The organism is Williamsia sp. M5A3_1d (assembly GCF_053345315.1).
Window position 1 is genome coordinate 298817 of record NZ_JBKEZX010000004.1, and the last position, 16878, is coordinate 315694.

17 protein-coding genes are annotated in these 16878 nt (G+C 69.3%); 6 read left to right on the forward strand and 11 right to left on the reverse strand.

The window, feature by feature from the left end; translation table 11 throughout:
• Positions 1 to 9 precede the first annotated feature (9 nt).
• The 3 genes from ACLBW1_RS18295 to ACLBW1_RS18305 all read right to left on the reverse strand — a co-directional run bounded on the left by ACLBW1_RS18295 (position 10) and on the right by ACLBW1_RS18305 (position 3047).
• Positions 10 to 1002, reverse strand: a complete 993-nt coding sequence (locus tag ACLBW1_RS18295; RefSeq protein ID WP_045822634.1) for a sigma-70 family RNA polymerase sigma factor — start codon at positions 1000 to 1002, stop codon at positions 10 to 12.
• A 151-nt stretch (positions 1003 to 1153) separates the two neighbouring features.
• Complete coding sequence (locus ACLBW1_RS18300; RefSeq protein WP_447813230.1) at positions 1154 to 2662, reverse strand: DUF7782 domain-containing protein; 1509 nt, start codon at positions 2660 to 2662, stop codon at positions 1154 to 1156.
• A 43-nt stretch (positions 2663 to 2705) separates the two neighbouring features.
• Positions 2706 to 3047 (reverse strand): DUF3099 domain-containing protein, encoded by a 342-nt coding sequence (locus ACLBW1_RS18305; protein WP_447813231.1) that lies wholly within the window; start codon positions 3045 to 3047, stop codon positions 2706 to 2708.
• Positions 3048 to 3137: 90 nt separating this feature from the next.
• On the opposite strand from ACLBW1_RS18305, the gene ACLBW1_RS18310 reads away from it, so the two are divergent.
• Positions 3138 to 3380: a DUF3039 domain-containing protein gene (locus tag ACLBW1_RS18310; protein WP_045822545.1), complete on the forward strand. Its 243-nt coding sequence runs from the start codon at positions 3138 to 3140 to the stop codon at positions 3378 to 3380.
• Here the strand turns inward: ACLBW1_RS18310 and ACLBW1_RS18315 are convergent, their stop codons facing one another.
• Positions 3381 to 4433, reverse strand: coding sequence for a YihY/virulence factor BrkB family protein (locus tag ACLBW1_RS18315; protein ID WP_447813232.1), 1053 nt, complete (start codon positions 4431 to 4433; stop codon positions 3381 to 3383).
• Positions 4434 to 4721: 288 nt separating this feature from the next.
• Here ACLBW1_RS18315 and ACLBW1_RS18320 point away from each other — a divergent pair, with 288 nt between their 5' ends.
• On the forward strand, positions 4722 to 6422 hold the full coding sequence (locus ACLBW1_RS18320; protein ID WP_447813233.1) for a DEAD/DEAH box helicase: 1701 nt from the start codon (positions 4722 to 4724) through the stop codon (positions 6420 to 6422).
• A 137-nt stretch (positions 6423 to 6559) separates the two neighbouring features.
• On the opposite strand, the gene ACLBW1_RS18325 is transcribed toward ACLBW1_RS18320, so the two are convergent.
• Entirely contained in the window at positions 6560 to 6766 is a 207-nt protein-coding gene (locus ACLBW1_RS18325; RefSeq protein WP_055788822.1) for a DUF7455 domain-containing protein, read from the reverse strand.
• A 162-nt stretch (positions 6767 to 6928) separates the two neighbouring features.
• On the opposite strand from ACLBW1_RS18325, the gene ACLBW1_RS18330 reads away from it, so the two are divergent.
• Positions 6929 to 8284, forward strand: a complete 1356-nt coding sequence (locus ACLBW1_RS18330; protein ID WP_447813234.1) for a DUF952 domain-containing protein — start codon at positions 6929 to 6931, stop codon at positions 8282 to 8284.
• A gap of 4 nt (positions 8285 to 8288) precedes the next feature.
• On the opposite strand, the gene ACLBW1_RS18335 is transcribed toward ACLBW1_RS18330, so the two are convergent.
• The 3 genes from ACLBW1_RS18335 to ACLBW1_RS18345 form a co-directional block, all read right to left on the reverse strand.
• The gene (locus tag ACLBW1_RS18335; protein WP_447813235.1) at positions 8289 to 9299 is read right to left on the reverse strand and encodes a DUF5685 family protein; all 1011 of its coding nucleotides are present in this window, start codon (positions 9297 to 9299) and stop codon (positions 8289 to 8291) included.
• A 107-nt stretch (positions 9300 to 9406) separates the two neighbouring features.
• Positions 9407 to 10096, reverse strand: a complete 690-nt coding sequence (locus tag ACLBW1_RS18340) for a response regulator (protein ID WP_447813236.1) — start codon at positions 10094 to 10096, stop codon at positions 9407 to 9409.
• Complete coding sequence (locus ACLBW1_RS18345; protein ID WP_447813237.1) at positions 10045 to 11271, reverse strand: sensor histidine kinase; 1227 nt, start codon at positions 11269 to 11271, stop codon at positions 10045 to 10047. The genes ACLBW1_RS18340 and ACLBW1_RS18345 overlap by 52 nt, the downstream gene beginning before the upstream one ends.
• Before the next feature lie 128 nt (positions 11272 to 11399).
• Here ACLBW1_RS18345 and ACLBW1_RS18350 point away from each other — a divergent pair, with 128 nt between their 5' ends.
• Positions 11400 to 11951, forward strand: a complete 552-nt coding sequence (locus ACLBW1_RS18350) for a hypothetical protein (protein ID WP_447813238.1) — start codon at positions 11400 to 11402, stop codon at positions 11949 to 11951.
• Positions 11952 to 12016: 65 nt separating this feature from the next.
• Here the strand turns inward: ACLBW1_RS18350 and ACLBW1_RS18355 are convergent, their stop codons facing one another.
• Together ACLBW1_RS18355 and ppgK are read right to left on the reverse strand one after the other, a co-directional pair.
• Positions 12017 to 13393 (reverse strand): RNA polymerase sigma factor, encoded by a 1377-nt coding sequence (locus ACLBW1_RS18355; protein WP_447813239.1) that lies wholly within the window; start codon positions 13391 to 13393, stop codon positions 12017 to 12019.
• Positions 13394 to 13553: 160 nt separating this feature from the next.
• Positions 13554 to 14381, reverse strand: coding sequence for a polyphosphate--glucose phosphotransferase (gene ppgK / locus ACLBW1_RS18360; RefSeq protein ID WP_447813240.1), 828 nt, complete (start codon positions 14379 to 14381; stop codon positions 13554 to 13556).
• Positions 14382 to 14633: 252 nt separating this feature from the next.
• On the opposite strand from ppgK, the gene ACLBW1_RS18365 reads away from it, so the two are divergent.
• Positions 14634 to 15482, forward strand: coding sequence for an inositol monophosphatase family protein (locus ACLBW1_RS18365; RefSeq protein ID WP_447813241.1), 849 nt, complete (start codon positions 14634 to 14636; stop codon positions 15480 to 15482).
• Between the two features lie 18 nt (positions 15483 to 15500).
• Here the strand turns inward: ACLBW1_RS18365 and cei are convergent, their stop codons facing one another.
• On the reverse strand, positions 15501 to 16187 hold the full coding sequence (gene cei, locus ACLBW1_RS18370) for an envelope integrity protein Cei (RefSeq protein ID WP_447813242.1): 687 nt from the start codon (positions 16185 to 16187) through the stop codon (positions 15501 to 15503).
• Between the two features lie 374 nt (positions 16188 to 16561).
• On the opposite strand from cei, the gene ACLBW1_RS18375 reads away from it, so the two are divergent.
• Positions 16562 to 16861, forward strand: a complete 300-nt coding sequence (locus tag ACLBW1_RS18375; RefSeq protein ID WP_434217879.1) for a DUF4193 domain-containing protein — start codon at positions 16562 to 16564, stop codon at positions 16859 to 16861.
• Positions 16862 to 16878 lie beyond the last annotated feature (17 nt).

A 16878-nucleotide genomic window follows, 5' to 3' on the forward strand; every position in this document is an offset into this window, starting at 1 on the left:
CGTGATAGATCAGCTGGCGTAGGCGCGCAGACGCTCGGCGCGATCACCCTGACGCAGCTTCGACATGACCTCGCGCTCGATCTGGCGCACCCGCTCGCGCGAGAGGCCGAACAGGCGCCCGATCTGGTCGAGGGTGCGGGGCTGACCGTCATCGAGACCGAAACGCAGGCGGATCACCTGCTGCTCACGCTCGTCGAGGGTGGCCAACACCGTGCGCACGTCGGTGTGGAGCAGACCGGCGATGACAGCACTCTCTGCCGAGGTGGCCTCGGCGTCCTCGATGAAGTCACCCAGCGGGGCCTCCTCGTCGGTGCCGACCGGCATGTCGAGGCTCACCGGGTCGCGGCTGTGGTCGAGGAGATCGGCGATCTTCTCGGCCGGGATGCCCGACTCCTCGGCCAGCTCGTCGTCGGTCGCCTCACGCCCGAGCTGCTGGTGCAGTTCGCGCTTGATGCGGGCGAGCTTGTTGACCTGCTCCACCAGGTGGACAGGGAGCCGGATGGTGCGGCTCTGATCGGCCATGCCGCGGGTGATGGCCTGACGGATCCACCATGTCGCGTAGGTCGAGAACTTGAATCCCTTGGCGTAGTCGAACTTCTCCATCGCGCGGATCAATCCGAGGTTGCCCTCCTGGATGAGGTCGAGCAGCGGCATACCGCGGCCGGTGTACCGCTTGGCCAGCGACACCACCAGGCGCAGGTTGGCCTCCAGCAGGTGCGACCGTGCCGACTCGCCCTCACGCACCAGCTGCGCGAGATCACGCTTCTTGGTGGGGGACAGGCGCTTCTTCGTCGCGAGCACGTGCTTCGCGTAGAGGCCGACCTCGATGGCCTTGGCCAGATCGACCTCCTGCTCGGCGTTGAGGAGGGCGGTGCGGCCGATCCCGTTGAGGTACACCCGGACGAGATCTGCCGCCGGGCTCTGGGCGTCGAGATCCGCGTCGGTCATCTGCGGGCGGATGGTGTCTGCGGGCCTGATCGTCGTGGCGGTGGAACTGGGCATGTCGGCCTCCTCGCGAGCGTGTGTCTTCATGGGGTTCAACGGTTCGCTGTAGGCGAATAGTTCCCCGCTGTCCCCTGACCAAACACCCGTGACCTGTGGCGATGTCCAGGACGGTCTGAGAAGTTGCTGAGAGTACCTGCTGCCTCGCCGGTCAGCCGGGTGGCAGGAGGATCCCGTGGCGCACGAGGTCGCCCACGAAACCCTGCAGAACCGCCGGATCGAGGGACTCGCCGGTGGCCGCGGCGAGCAAATCGGCAACGTCGGCGACCGACAAACCGTCGTGGGAGAGGCCGGCGACCAGGGAACGACCCCACGCGTCGATCTCGTGGGTCCACCGTGGCCCGTCGGTGCGGTGCAGTCGACACACCACCTCCGCCCACCCGGAGCCGTCGTCGGCGATCGTCGAGATCTGCTCGAGCGCCACCTCGGGGGCGAGCTGCAGTCGGGCGTCGGCGATGTCGTGGGTCCGCAGCCACGCCGCGCGCGCCAGGTAGGCGTCGGCCTCGGGTCCCATGGGATCGGAGACCGCGTGCGACATCTCCTCGGCCAGCAGGTCGGTCGTCTCGCCCGTCGACCGCAGGAAGACGAAACCGAACCCGACGCCCGCGACGCCCGCCCGGTCGAGGTGTTCGAGCCACTCCTGCGCGCGGCGCGCCCCGACACCCGACCGCGGGTCGAGTCCCGCGTCACGCAGCCAGGTACCCACGTACAACGCGGGGTCGGCGACGTCACGCTGCACCACCCAGGCGTCGACCCCGTGGTCCGGGATCCACCCGGCGACCCGGTCGCGCCAGTCGTCGCCGGTGACGACCCACGACGCCAACAGACACGCGGTACCGCCGTCGACGAGATGGTCGGCCGCCCTCGACACGACGAGTTCGCTCGCGCCGTCGAGGTCGAGTCCGGAGTCGCGGTAGCTGTGGGTGACCGTCGGTGTGCCGACGACGAAGGGCGGGTTGGCGACGACGTGGTCGAAGCGCTCACCGTCGACCGGGGCGTACCACGGCCCCGTACGCAGGTCGTAGCGATCGGCACCGATCCCGTTGATCGCCATGCCCGCCCGCGTCATCGCGGCGGCACGTGCTGTGATGTCGGTGGCGACCACGTGATCGGCGGTGTCGAGGGCGTGTACCGCCTGCACGCCGCATCCGGTACCGAGGTCGAGCACCGACCCCGACGCGGTCACCGAGGCCCGCAGCAGCGACAACGACGCCTGCCCCACGCCGAGGACGTGGTCGGGGGCGATGGTGGTCTCGCGGGTGGCGCCGTCGAGATCGGAGAACAGCCACCGCGTGCCGTGGCCGGTGTCGAGAGGGCGGACGTCGATCGCGGCGCGGACCCCGTCACCGTCGGGGCGCAGCAGTCCCACCGCGATCGCGGTGTCGAGGTCGAGCGGTCCGAGAGCGGCCGCGACCTCCGACCGGTCACAGGTGTCGCCCACCAACAACAGGCGGGTCAGGGTGCCGAGTTCGCCACCGTCGGCGCATGCGCGACGCACGGGTACCGGTTCGCCTCGACCGAGCGCGGCGTGTGCGTCGTCGCCGAGGAGTTCCAGCACGCCGTCGGCGTCGTAGCGGTGGGCGACGAACGCGGCACGCAGATCGGCGGCCACGGTGTGCAGATCGGCGACATCGGTCGCCGGGGTCGGGGTCGGGGTCATCGCACGACCGTGTCACATCTGCAGCGGCAACCGCGGGATCCGATCAGTCGTCGTGACCCTTGAGCTGACGGAAATGCGTCGCGGCGACGGCGGGCGGATTGGCGTCACCGGACCACTTGTAGCGGGGGACCTCCCCCTTCTCGCGCGGCGGACGATCGTTCGCGATGAGCACGGCCACCCACGGGATCGGGATGGACAGCGCGATCACGGCCAGGGCGAGCAGCCCCGACCCCGTCGCGCCGTAGACGATCCCCGCGATCACGAGCGCAGGGACACGGAAGGCCATGAGACTCAGGTACCGCCGTACCCGGGCTTTGTGTTGGTCCTCCTGAGAGACCTGCGCCTGGGTGATCAGGATCGCTTCACGTGCCTCGTCATGTGCCATTTCCCCACTGTTGCACTTTCTGTCCAACAATGCATCGATGCAGGTCACATCGGAGGTATGTCACTTCCGGGAATCGGGCACAATGAGCGGATGGGAACGCAGACCATCGAACGCCCCGATGTCGACATCGACACCGACGAGACCACCGATGACGACACCCCGAAGTTCTTCCACTACGTGAAGAAGAACAAGATCGCCGAGAGTGCGGTGATGGGCAACCACGTCGTCGCGCTGTGCGGCGAGGTGTTCCCGGTGACACGTTCACCCAAACCGGGCTCACCCGTGTGCCCCAAGTGCAAGAAGATCTACGAGAAGCTCAAGAAGGGCGAGTGATCAGCGCCGTCTGATGCGCTCGGTGACAGCGGTCTCGGGCGCACGGGCCTCGCTGCTTCGCTCGGGCACAGCGGGGTCGGGTGGTCGTGACTGTCGGCGGATCGGACCGGTCTGGATCCGCTTGGGCACGGCCTTGAGCTGATCGGTGAGGTCGGTGGTCTGCGCCGACACCCAGTCCTTGACCAGTTCGATGTGGGTCGGGCCCTCGGTGGGCCAGGTGGCCTGCACGGCCGCGTTGAACTGCGCGCCGATCACGATGGCGAACCCCAGGAAGAACGTGAACAGCAGGAACGCGATCGGTGTCGCCAGTGCGCCGTAGGAGTATCCCGTCTTGGTGATCGACCCCAGGTAGATCCGCAGACCGGCGCTGGCGAACCAGAACACCACGCCGGCGAGCACCGCGCCCCCGACCAGTCGGTGCCAGGGGAGCGGTTTGGGCAGCGACACCCGGTAGAGCGTGGTCAGGCCCAGGATCAGCAGGATCGCGACAGCGGGGTAGTAACCGATGTGGATCAGTTGCGTACTGATCGGTCTCCACGAATCGGGTGCGATGTCGGCGGCGTAGGTGGGGCCGAGGGCCACGAGCGGCAGCACGAACGTCGCGACCACCAGGAACGCGATGTAGAGGTTGAGTGCGAAAACACGCTGCCACACCGCATTTCGCACATCGTGCTGATCGTGCGCCTTGTTGATCGAATCGACGAAACTCGACATCGCCGACGACCCCGACCACAGCGACAGCAGGAAACCGAGGGAGATGAGCTCGCCGCGGCCGCGGGCGAGGACGTCGTTGACCGTCGGGGTGATGATCTCGTCGACGATGTTGTCGCTGAAAGTCTGTCCCGCGAAGTTGATGATGCGGGTGCGGATCATCTCCGTGGTGCCCGGTCCGAACCACCCGCCGATGTAGCCGATGCTGCCCAGCAACCCGAGGAGCAGCGGCGGCAGCGACAACGTCTGCCAGAACGCGGCCTGCGCCGACATGCCGAAGATCGAGTCGTCCCAGGCCTTGACGATGGCGCGCCACATGACCCGGGGCAGCGACCGCAGCACAGGCGGACGCCCCGGCGACGCGGTGCGTGTCGGTTCGTGGTCGAGGTGGTCGCCGGTGGGGGTGATGGCTTCAGCATCCCCGATCGAGCCGCGCAGTGTGCGCAGGACGCCGCCGTGACGACCGTGTCGCCGCTCGGCGGCGGGACGTCGGGCCCCGCCGCGAGGGTACGATCTGATGCGGTCGGCAGTCGGTCCACCCGGACGGCTGAACCGATCGGTGACCGACCGCCCACCACGACCGCCCACCCCCGTTTCGGCATGTCGAGGAGTTCTGAGATTTCCGAGGTCATGGTTCCGCAGGCCGCCGAGTCGCTGCGCACCTGGCAGCGCCGAGCGCTGACCAAGTATCTGGCGACCGCGCCACGCGACTTCCTCGCCGTCGCGACACCCGGCGCTGGCAAGACGACTTTCGGACTGCGGATCGCCCGGGAACTCCTCGGCGACCGCACCGTCGACCAGATCACCGTGGTCGCCCCCACCGAGCACCTGAAGTTCCAGTGGGCCCAGGCCGCGGCGCGGGTCGGGATCGCCCTCGACGCCAACTTCCGCAACACCGTCGGCGTCACGAGCAGCGATTTCGACGGCGTCGTGCTGACCTACGCCCAGGTCGCCGCCCACCCGTCCCGACATCGCGTACGCACCGAGAACCGGCGGACGCTGGTGATCCTCGACGAGATCCACCACGGCGGCGACGCCAAGACGTGGGGCGACGCCATCTCCGAGGCGTTCTCCGACGCGACCCGGCGGCTGTCGCTCACCGGAACACCGTTCCGATCCGACGACGCGCAGATCCCGTTCGTCACCTACGAACCCGACGGGACCGGTGCCCTGCGCTCGAAGGCCGATCACAGCTACGGGTACGCCGACGCCCTCGCCGACGGCGTCGTGCGACCGGTGGTGTTCCTCGCCTACTCGGGTCAGGCCAGTTGGCGCACGAGCGCCGGCGAGGAGTTCTCGGCACGACTCGGTGAACCCCTGTCGGCCGAGCACACCGCCCGCGCGTGGCGTACCGCGCTCGACCCGCACGGCGACTGGATCCCCGCGGTGCTGACCGCAGCCAACACGCGTCTGGGCCAGCTGCGGATCTCGGGCGTCCCCGACGCCGGTGGACTGGTCATCGCCAGCGATCAGAAGACGGCTCGCGACTACGCCGAACTCCTCGAGGAGATCTCGGGATCGCCGGTGACGTTGGTGCTCTCCGACGAGGCGTCGTCGTCGAGCCGGATCGACGAGTTCGCCGCCTCGGACGACCGGTGGATGGTCGCGGTGCGGATGGTGTCCGAGGGCGTCGACGTCCCACGGCTGGCCGTCGGTGTCTACGCGACGAGCGCCTCGACACCGCTCTACTTCGCCCAGGCCGTCGGTCGGTTCGTGCGTTCACGGCGCCCAGGGGAGACCGCGAGCGTGTTCCTGCCGTCGGTGCCGGTGCTGCTGCGTCTGGCCAGCGAGCTCGAGGCGCAGCGCGACCACGTTCTCGGGAAACCACACCGCGAGCCCGAAGGCTTCGACGACGCACTGATCGCCGAGGCGAACAAGACCGAGGACGAACCCGGAGACGACGACCCGGCGTTCATCTCCCTGCACGCCGACGCCGAACTCGACCAGGTCATCTTCGACGGCTCGTCGTTCGGCACGGCCACCTTTTCCGGCAGCGACGAGGAATCGGACTACCTCGGCCTCCCCGGACTCCTCAACGCAGACCAGGTGCGCGACCTGCTACGTCAGCGCCAGACCGACCAGGTCGCGACGCGGACCGCGGCACCCCCGGCGCCGCAGCGGGAGAAGGAGAGGTCCGAGACGACCGGACAGCAACTGTCGGCGCTGCGCCGTGAGCTCAACAGCCTCGTCGCGATGCACCACCATCGCACCGGCAAACCGCACGGCATGGTGCACAACGAGCTGCGCACCCGTCTGGGCGGGCCGCCGACCGCCATGGCGACGGCCGATCAACTCAAGGAACGGATCAGCGCCCTGCGCACGTGGAAGTGACGGGCGCGACCACGACCGTGCCGACTCAGGTGCGCGGGCACGGCTGTGCGGACACGACTGTGCGGACACGACAACGGCATCGCCGCGGTGCGACGATGCCGTTGACGAACGCTCTGGGCCGCAGGACGGCCGGACGATCAGACCAGCTCTTCCTCGGAACGGGTCACCGTGGCGCCCATGTCGGCGAGGCGGGCCTCGTGCTCGTTGTAGTGGTGGCGGCAGAACAACAGTTCACCGCCGGCCGGAAGGGTCGCGCGTACACGTGCTGCTGCACCGCAACGGTCACAACGGTCGGCAGCGGTGAGGGGCATGGAGATCGAGGTGGTGGTGATGACGTCTGACATGGTTCCTCCGTCCCGGGCGAGCGCGAACGCTTCCCTTCGCGAGCTGACCCACCAGGAGTGGTGGGCTTCTCTCACTCTGTCAGACGAATCAGCTCCCCGTATTGTTCCCGCGCCGCAGTACATCGGTCGTCATGCATCGTTAACAACGAAGGTTTCGCGGTGATGGGGCGCACATCGGCCGGCCGCGGGCGGGCCCACGGCGACCGGGCACGCTTCGTCTGGGTCCTCTTCGTGGTGGGCGCGGTGTGCCAGTACCTCGGCGCCGCCGTCGCCGTCCCGCTGTTCGACCGGACCGATCCCGAGGTCGTCGCCTGGCTCCGCACACTGTCCGGAGGGCTGGTGTTGGTCGTCCTGACCCGACCGGTCGCGATCCTCGGCGACCGCGTCCGCCTCGTCCGGGCGACGGTCTTCGGACTCGTCACCACGGCCATGAACATCGCCTTCTACCTCGCGATCTCCCAGGTCGACCTCGGTGTCGCGGTCGCCGTGGAGTTCATCGGGCCGATCGCCGTCGCCGCGCTCGCCGCGCGGGGAGCACGCTCGGTGGCGGCGCTCGTCGCGGTGGCTCTCGGCGTGGTGTTGGTCAGCGGCGTGTCGCTGCAGGGGTCGGCCATCGGTATCGGTTGGGCGTTGCTCGCGGGTGCGATGTGGGCCGGTTACATCGTGTTCGGTGCCCGGGTCTCCGCGGCAGGCGCCGCCGCCGAGAGCGGTGTGAGCGGATGGCGTCACGGCGTCGAGGATCTCGGCGTCGGTCTCGCGATCGCCGGTGTGCTCTCGGCGCCGCTCGTCCTCGGTGTGAGTGTGGTCACCGGCGCCCCGAACCTGTCCCTCGGCCTCGTCGCGGCGGCCGCCGCCGTCGGTGTGCTCTCGAGCGCGGTGCCGTACGTCCTCGACCAGATCGTCCTCACCCGGATCGACCGCGGACGCTTCGCGCTCATGCTGTCGCTGTTGCCCGCCACCGCGGTCGTCGTCGGCGCGATCACCCTCGCGCAGATACCGGCCCCGCTCGAGCTCGTGGGTATCGCGCTGGTGATCGCGGCGATCGCGCTCTCGGCCGGCCGAACACGACGGGCGGAGCCCGGATCGTCGGATCGAGGGCCCTCCGGCGCCGGCGATGTGGCACCGTTGACGGCGATGACATCGCCACCTGTCGACGCCCGCGGTCCGGTCGTACACCTGTGTCCCAAACCCGACTGGATCCGCGCGAGCAGCCACGGACGTCTCGAGCCGGAGTCCCTGTCGACCGTCGGCTTCATCCACCTCTCCGACCTTTCGAACGTCCACATCCCGGCCGACGCCGTGTTCGCCGGTCGCACCGATCTCGTGCTCCTCGAGATCGATCCGGAGCGTGTGCCCGCCGACATCGTGTGGGAAGAGGGCGACCCACCGCATCCCGATGGGATCCTCTTCCCGCACCTCTACGGTCCTCTGCCGGTCACCGCCGTGATCCGGGTGCACGACTATCAGCCCCGACCCGACGGCACCTTCGCGCCACGCACCGCGTTCGACGCGGTCTGAACCCTCAGCTGCAGTCGCAACAGTCGCAGCAATCCGAACAGTCGCAACAGTCGGAACAGTCGCAACAGCAGTCCCCAGGGCAGTCCCTGCAGAAGGTCTTCCAGCAGCCGTCCTCGGACTCCGGCTCCGCGGCGAGCGGGCCGATCGCACAGAGCGCCACACCGGCGGCGACCAGCGTCCGGGCACCCACACCGCCGGCGGCCGGGTTCCCCCCGTCGCCGAAGACCGCGGAGATCGAATGCCGCAGACCGCGCACCAGCATCGCGCGTACCAGCCGGTCGTCACGCAGTCGGAGTCGATCGATGTCGGCACGGATCATCCGGTGCAACCGCAGACACTCGGTCCGCAGCTCGCTGATCGACAGCCCCGTCGCGTCGATCAGGTTGTACGCGCCCGCAGCCCGGTCGGCGGCCAGATCCTCGACCGCGTCGATCAGGTGGCCACACCGCCCGAACGCCGCCCCGACGCGGGCCAGGGCCGGACCGTTCTCCGGTCGGCCCGCGAGGACGGCGGTCGCGGAGAACACTGCGGCGCAGGCCTGCTCGGTCGCGGCCGTGATCTCGTCGAGGTCGGTCGACCTCTGTTCCACGGCTGCCTGCCGGGAGACGTGGGTGATGACCGAGGCGGTGTCGAGGGCGTCGCCCACCATTCGGTCGTCGGCAGCACGTCGTCGCAGCGGACCGGCGACGCCCCGCGCGACCGACGCCCGCAGACGAGACCGTCCGGACAGGCGCAGCTCCGCTTCACCGACCTCGTCGGCGGCCTTCGCCGCGGCCAGGGTCAACGACGTCGTCGCCGCGAGCCGAACACTGAGCGCGTCGGTCGGGATGACCTGCGCCGGGCGCATCCCTCTCAGCGCACAGCGCCCGGCACGTATCCGGGTGTCCGCGACGGACTGTTGGGCCTCGAGAAGGACCGAGGCGGCGATCGCGTCGGTGTTCAGGGTGGCTCGGGCCACCTGCCCGTGTCGGTCGCGCAGCGTGAGACAGGCGCCGCACATGTGCGCACGCCACATGTCGGCCACGTCGGGGTCGGATCCACACACGCACGGTCGCAGGATTCCCAGCACACCGAGAGTGGACCATGACCTGCTGTACATCCGCACCACGAACGGGTGCCGCCTCACCGCGATTCGCGCGCGATGATCGCCGCCTGTACCCGTGACCGCACGCCGAGCTTGCCCAGGACATGCGACACATGGGTTTTCACCGTCGTCGGACTGACGAACAGGTGCGCGGCGATGTCGGCGTTCGACAGGCCGTCACCGATGCAGACGAGCACCTCCCTCTCCCGATCGGTGAGAACCGACAGGTCCACCGCGGACGACGATCGGTGGCTCGCGTCGGCTCGGGCGAACCGGTCGATGACGCGGCGTGTCACCTCGGGCGCCAACACCGCGTCACCCCGCGCGACCGCCTCGATCGCCGCCACGATGGTCTCGGTCTCGGCGGTCTTGAGCAGGAAACCACCGGCGCCTGCGTCGAGTGCCGCGAACACGTGGTCGTCGATGTCGAAGGAGGTCAGCACCAACACCGCGGCGAGACCGGTCCGCACGATCTCGGCGGTGGCGGTGATGCCGTCGGTGCCGGGCATGCGGATGTCCATCACCACCACTTCGGGTCGCAGCGACCGCGCCAGACGGACCGCCTCGTCGCCGTCGCGTGCCTCGCCGACGACCTGCACGCCGTCGGCCTGCCCGAGGACCATGGTGAGTCCGGCTCGGATCGCCGCGTGATCATCGGCGATCACCACCGAGATCGTCACGCGGCACCCCGGTCCCCGGTCACCGGAAGGTGTGCGGTGACGACCCATTCGTCGTCGACGCGCCCCGCGGTGCACATGCCGCCGGCCGCACGCGCCCGCAGGGCCATGTTCGCGACACCGTGGCCACCCCCGGTCGCGGCGGTGACGCCGTTGGGCACCGGGTTGCGGACGGTGACGGTCAGCCCGGACGTGTCGACGGCGAGACCGATCGAGATCGGTTGGTACCGCGCATGTCTCGTGGCATTGGTGACGGCCTCGGCGACGATCCGGTAGGCGCAGACATCGATCGCCGGCGGCAGGTCGGGAGGAATCCCCGGTGTCACGGCGACGGGGGATCCCGCGGTCCTCGCCGTGGTCACCAAGTGGTCGATGCGAGACAGCGAGGCGGTGCGCGCCGAGCCGACGCGGAGATCGATGCCATCGGCGCCCACGCCGTGATCGTCAGCGTCGAGGACGTCGATCATGGCGCGCATCTCGCCGAGGGCGGCAACACTGTTGGCGCGTACCGACGCCAACACCTCGGTGGTGATGGGGGAGGCGGGACCTGCCGCCATGGCCGCGGCCGATTGCAGGGCGATACCGGAGAGATGGCCCGCGACGATGTCGTGGAGGTCGCGTGCGATGCGCCGACGTTCCTCGGCGACGGCGTCGGCGCGGTCGCGCGCGGCGAGCTGCGCGAGGATCGCCGACCGTTCCCGTTCGCCGGCCGCGGCCAGTCGGTGCTCGGCGATGGCGCGTCCGTACCCGATGGGGGCGATCACCAGGGCCAGCGTCCACAGTCCGACGAGCAACACCGTCTGCCAGCCCGCCCCGCACGCGATCACCGACGCGAACGCGAGGACGGTGATCGCGCCGAGAGATGCGTACATGGTGTGGACGGTGCGGCGCCCGGCGTACAGCGCCACCGCGTACACCACGTCCGACAGCACCAGCCACACCGAGATCGATTGCGCCACAGCCGTGTCGATCGCCACCACGGCCAGGCAGAGGGCCAGTGCCGGCCCCGGTGCGGTCGAACGAAGCGACTGCGTTCCGCAGGCCGCGGCCAGGGTGACGAGCCCGAGCCACCGGGGCAGGTCGAAGGGGGTGCCGGTGTTTCCGCCGATGACACTGAGGTCCGCGGCGTAGAGCACGACGCCGAGGGCGAGGAACGCCAGGCTCACGCACAGATCCCGTTGCCGCGGCCGATCGGCCAGTGCACTCCACACGTCGCGCGCCTCCATCACCCGGTCACCCCCATCACACCACGGGCACCCCGACACCCGGATCGTCCGAAGTGATGAGCCCCGCCCGTCGATATCGCGCCTGCGGCCGACGCGGGCAGGGTTGTCGGTCGACCACGCTGGGTGTCATGGATTCCCCCGTGCTCTTCGTCATCATCGGTTGCGAGATCGGCTTCTGGGTCGTCGTCATCGCGGGTCTCGCCGTGCGGTACGGCCTGCGGGCGCAGCGTGCCTCGATGGTCGTGCTGAGGTTCGTGCCCGCGGTCGATCTCGTGTTGCTCGCGGCCGTCGCTCTCGATCTGCACGGCGGTGCGCAGGTCGGACAGATCCACCGCATCGCCGGGATCTATCTCGGCGTCACCGTCGCGTTCGGTCACGCGATGATCCGGTGGGCCGACGTGCGGTGCGCGCACTGGTTCTTCGACGGGCCGCCCCCGCCGCCACGGGTGAAGCACGGCCCGGAGGCGGTGCGACGCGAGTTCACCGAGTTCGGCCGGTGGCTGGTGGCGGCGGCCGTCGCAGGGGGATGCATCCTGGCGCTGGCGTTCACGGTCGCCGATTCCGAGCAGACCCGCGGGCTGTACGGCATCTTCCCGTTGCTGGGCATCATCACCGCGATCTGGTTCGCGACGGGCCCGGCGTGGGCGCTGCTCGATCAGAGAAACCGCGTCCGATCGTGACCCGACAGACGACTCGGCCGCCCCGGAGCAACTCCGGGGCGGCCGAATCGGGAGGACGTGGGTGACTAGTCGAGGTAGTCGCGCAGCACCTGCGAGCGTGACGGGTGACGCAGCTTCGACATCGTCTTCGACTCGATCTGACGGATGCGCTCGCGCGTCACGCCGTAGACCTGGCCGATCTCGTCGAGGGTGCGCGGCTGGCCGTCGGTGAGACCGAAGCGCAGACGCACCACGCCCGCCTCACGCTCGGACAGCGTCTCGAGCACCGACTGCAGCTGGTCCTGCAGCAGGGTAAACGACACGGCGTCGACGGCGACGACGGCCTCGGAGTCCTCGATGAAGTCGCCGAGTTGGCTGTCGCCCTCGTCGCCGATGGTCTGATCCAGCGAGATGGGCTCACGGGCGTACTGCTGGATCTCCAGCACCTTCTCCGGCGTGATGTCCATCTCCTTGGCGAGCTCCTCCGGGGTGGGCTCGCGGCCCAGATCCTGCAGGAGTTCGCGCTGGATGCGACCGAGCTTGTTGATGACCTCGACCATGTGCACCGGGATACGGATGGTGCGGGCCTGATCGGCCATGGCGCGGGTGATCGCCTGACGGATCCACCAGGTGGCGTACGTCGAGAACTTGTAGCCCTTGGTGTAGTCGAACTTCTCGACCGCGCGGATCAGACCGAGGTTGCCCTCCTGGATGAGGTCCAGGAACGCCATGCCGCGGCCGGTGTAGCGCTTGGCCAGCGACACCACGAGGCGCAGGTTCGCCTCGAGCAGGTGGTTCTTCGCGCGGTTGCCGTCGCGGGAGATCCAGCTCAGGTCGCGACGCTGGGCGACGGTCAGTTTCTCGCCGGCGTCGGCGATACGACGCATCCGCTCGGTGGCGAAGAGTCCGGCCTCGATGCGCTTGGCGAGCTCGACCTCCTCCTCGGCGTTGAGCAGGGCGACCTTGCCGATCTGCTTGAGGTAGGCGCGGACCGAGTCGGCCGAGGCGGTGAGCTCGGCGTCCTTGCGGGCCTGCCGCAGCGCCTCGGACTCGTCCTCGTCCCACACGAAGTCGCCGGACTTCTTGTCCTCTTCGGTGGGCTCCTCGATCTCCTCGGCGTCGGCCTTGGCCGGCTTCGTCACCTTGGGGGCGACGACGGTGGAGTCACCGGTCGGCTCCTCGACCTCGATGTCGTCGACGACGATCTCCTCGTCGATCTCCCCCTCGGGGGCGTCGAGATCGTCGATGGACTCAGGGGTCTCGTCGGAGTCGGTGGCGGGATCGGCGACGGCCGGGGCCTTCGCGGTGGCCTTGCGGGCCGCCTTCTTGGCCGGTGCCTTCTTCGCGGGTGCCTTCTTGGCGGCCGTCTTCCGGGCAGTGGTCTTCTTCGCTGCTGCTCGCGGTGCGGTCACGTCCGAGGACTCGTCGCTGTCCGTTTCCTGGCGAGTTTTGGTGGCTGCCACGTACGACCTTTCGGGACTGGAATCATGTGGCGTCACACCGAGAGATCACCTCGGCGGAGCGGGGGCGTGATGGGCCGGCTCGATGGCCGACCGACCCATTGTAACGATTCGACGGCCCCACCGTTCGCCACACCACGCCCGACGGGCCCATCACCCCCGTTCAGGGCCGCAGACGAGCCTCCACGGCCATGGCCGCACCGACGATCCCGGCGGTGTTGAGCAGGGTCGCCGGGACCACCGGGGTGCGGTTGGTGAGGTGCGGGATCCACTTGTGCGCCTTGCGGCTGATCCCGCCGCCGGCGATGAACAGATCGGGCCAGAAGAGGTTCTCGTAGGCGGTCAGCACCTTCGACACGTGGCCGGCCCATTTCTCGTAGGACATGTCCTTGTCCTCTTTCACCTTCGACGACGCCTGGTGCTCGGCCTCCACCCCGCCGACCTCCATGTGGCCGAGCTCGGTGTTGGGTACCAACTTCCCGTGGAACAGGATCGCCGAGCCGATGCCGGTCCCGAATGTCAGGAGCATGACCATGCCCGCGGCGTCCTTGCCCGCGCCGAACGCGTCTTCGGCCATGCCCGCCGCGTCGGCGTCGTTGAGCACGGAGAAGTCGCGGTCGCCGAGCGCCCCGGCAAGCAGCGGATACGGGTCGGTGCCGATCCACGACTTGTCGATGTTGGCGGCGCTGCGCACCACACCGCCGGAGACGACGCTGGGCAGGGTGACGCCCACCGGTCCGGTCCACGAGAAGTGTTCGGTCACCTCGCCGATACCGTCGGCCACCGCGGAGGGGGTCGACGGCTGCGGGGTGAGCACCTTGAACCGCTCGCCGACGAGCTCACCGGTCGACAGGTCGACGATGCCCCCCTTGATGCCCGAGCCGCCGACGTCGATGCCGAACGCGAGGCCGCCCGATCCGTCGCGGGGGACGTCGCCGCCCACCGATGTCGACGGGCCGGCGGGGTCGGTGGCAGGTGTCGCGTCGCTCATGGCGAGGTCCTCTCGGCAGACGGCGTCCGAACTGCTCTCGCGCCCGGCGTGGTTCGTGGATGTGACCGGCGGTGGTCGGTGGCCGGTGGCTGCCGATGAGGGCCGACTCCGACTCGCGCTCAAGGTTAGTCATGACCGCGATTGCGCGCTGCGGGCTCACGGATCCGCCGCGGGATCGATGACCCGGCCACGCCGATGTCCGCCCGGGGTGCGACCGCAGCACCGCCCGCCCGGGTGTGCTGACATGGGGGCGTGACCTCAGCCGCCGAACTGACCGCCATCGCCGTCGACGTCGCCCGCGAGGCGGCCGAACTGATCCGGACCCGCCGCGGTGACCTCATCGATCATGCGGCGGCGCCGATGCACGCCTCGGCGGTGTCGACGAAGAGCACCCCGACCGATCCGGTGACCGTCGTCGACACCGAGGCCGAGGCGGCCATCCGCGCCCACCTGCACCGGCTGCGCCCCGATGACGCGTTCCTCGGCGAGGAGGACGGCGGATCGGTGGACGTGCCCTCGGGGGTGCGCTGGGTGGTCGACCCGATCGACGGCACGGTCAACTTCCTCTACGGGATCCCGGCGTACTCGGTGTCGATCGCCGCGCAGGTCGACGGGGTGTCGGTCGCCGGCGCCGTCGTCGATGTCGCCCGGTCGATCGTCTACTCCGCCGCGCGGGGTGGCGGCGCGGTGCGCGACGACGGCACCGGACCGCAACCCCTGCGCGCGAACGCGGTGTCGTCGGTGTCGCTCGCGCTCGTCGCCACCGGCTTCGGCTACGGCGAGGACAGGCGCCGCAGGCAGGGCCGGGTGATCGCCGAGTTGCTCCCACGCATCCGCGACATCCGTCGGGTCGGGTCGGCGGCTCTGGACCTGTGCATGGTGGCCTCCGGCGCGGTCGACGCGCACTTCGAGCACGGTCTCAACCCGTGGGACTGGGCCGCCGGCGCCCTCATCGCCGAGGAGGCCGGCGCGGTGGTCCGCACGCCGGGGCCGCGGTCGCGAGGCGACGAGGGGCCGGTCACCATCGCCGTCGCACCCGGCATCGCCGGCGAGTTCCTGGCGCTGCTCGACGAGATCGGTGCGTCGGGTCCGATCAGCTGACCGGGATGCGCGCGGGACTCAACAGGAGGCGTTGTGCACCGCGGACACCAGTGCCGGATCGGCGCCGGTACGCGGGTTCGACGGATCGGCCTGGCGGAGTGCCTCGAGCACGGCCTGCGCGTCCTGCGACTGCTCGCGCCCGGTGAACTGGGTCCCGAGCACGAGGTCGACCACCGAACCCGACCGGCCGTCGTCGACGAGCTGTGCGCACGGCTCGGCGACCCAGAGCGCTGCCGCGGCGGCCCGGCTGGCCTGGCCGAACCGGATCTGACCGACGCAGTCGAGATTCTGATCCGGGTACACGGTGTCGTCGGCGTACGGGGTGTCGGTGGCCGGGGTGAAGCCCTGTGACGTGAGGTCGTCGAGGACGCTGCGCGCCTGACCTCGTTCGGCCGAGGCGTTGAGGACACGTACCTGGAACGTCGACAAGGCGCCGGGGGCGACGTCGATCAGGTCGCTGTTGGCGACCGTGGTGGTCGGCGCCGCCGACGGGCCGCCGGCGGGCGCGGCCGAGGACGGCACCGGCGGGGGATTGCAGCTGGTGGTCGCCGACGACGAGTCCTCGCCGGAGAGAGCGCTGACCCACACGATGAGGGCCAGCACCAGCAGGACGACGACGGCGATGACGAACGGGATGAACCGACGGCGCCGAAACGGACGACCGTGGTCGTCGGTGGGGTATCCGATGGTGATCTGCGAAACCACGCTCGACTGACTTCCCTTCGCAGGTGGCCGGGGTTCGGTGGGTGTCCCGGCGGCGACCCTCACCATAGGCGGCGAGCACGCCGCCACGCCGGTGCGACATACGCGGTTGACCACACCTGGTGGGTGAGCTACGCTTCGGCCGCCTCGACGTAACTGGTCTTGTGGTTCAGAAACTCGGCCCCTGTGGTCAAGCTCACCACACATCACTCCGGCAAGGGCAACAAAACCGACGGATGTGTCGTTACTACATGGCACACCCGAGAGGGACCGGCCGACTCGAGTCAAACGGGTCGACCACACACGGCGCCCGACGATCTCGCGAAACCAGCAGAACGCAGCAGCGCCGGCAACAGGTATTGAGTGAAGGCGGAAACATGGCTACTGATTACGACGCCCCACGTCGAACCGAAACCGAAGACCTCAGCGAGGACTCGCTCGAGGAGCTCAAAGCACGACGCAGCGAGGCGCAGGCCGCCTCGGTCGACGTCGACGAGAGCGACACGGCCGAGTCCTTCGAACTGCCCGGCGCCGACCTGTCCGGAGAAGAACTCTCCGTGCGGGTCGTTCCCAAGCAGGCCGACGAGTTCACCTGCACGAGTTGTTTTCTCGTGTATCACCGCAGTCGACTGGCCCGTGAGAACGGCAACTCGTTGATCTGCGTGGACTGCGCCTGATCATCGGGGTCTTCTCG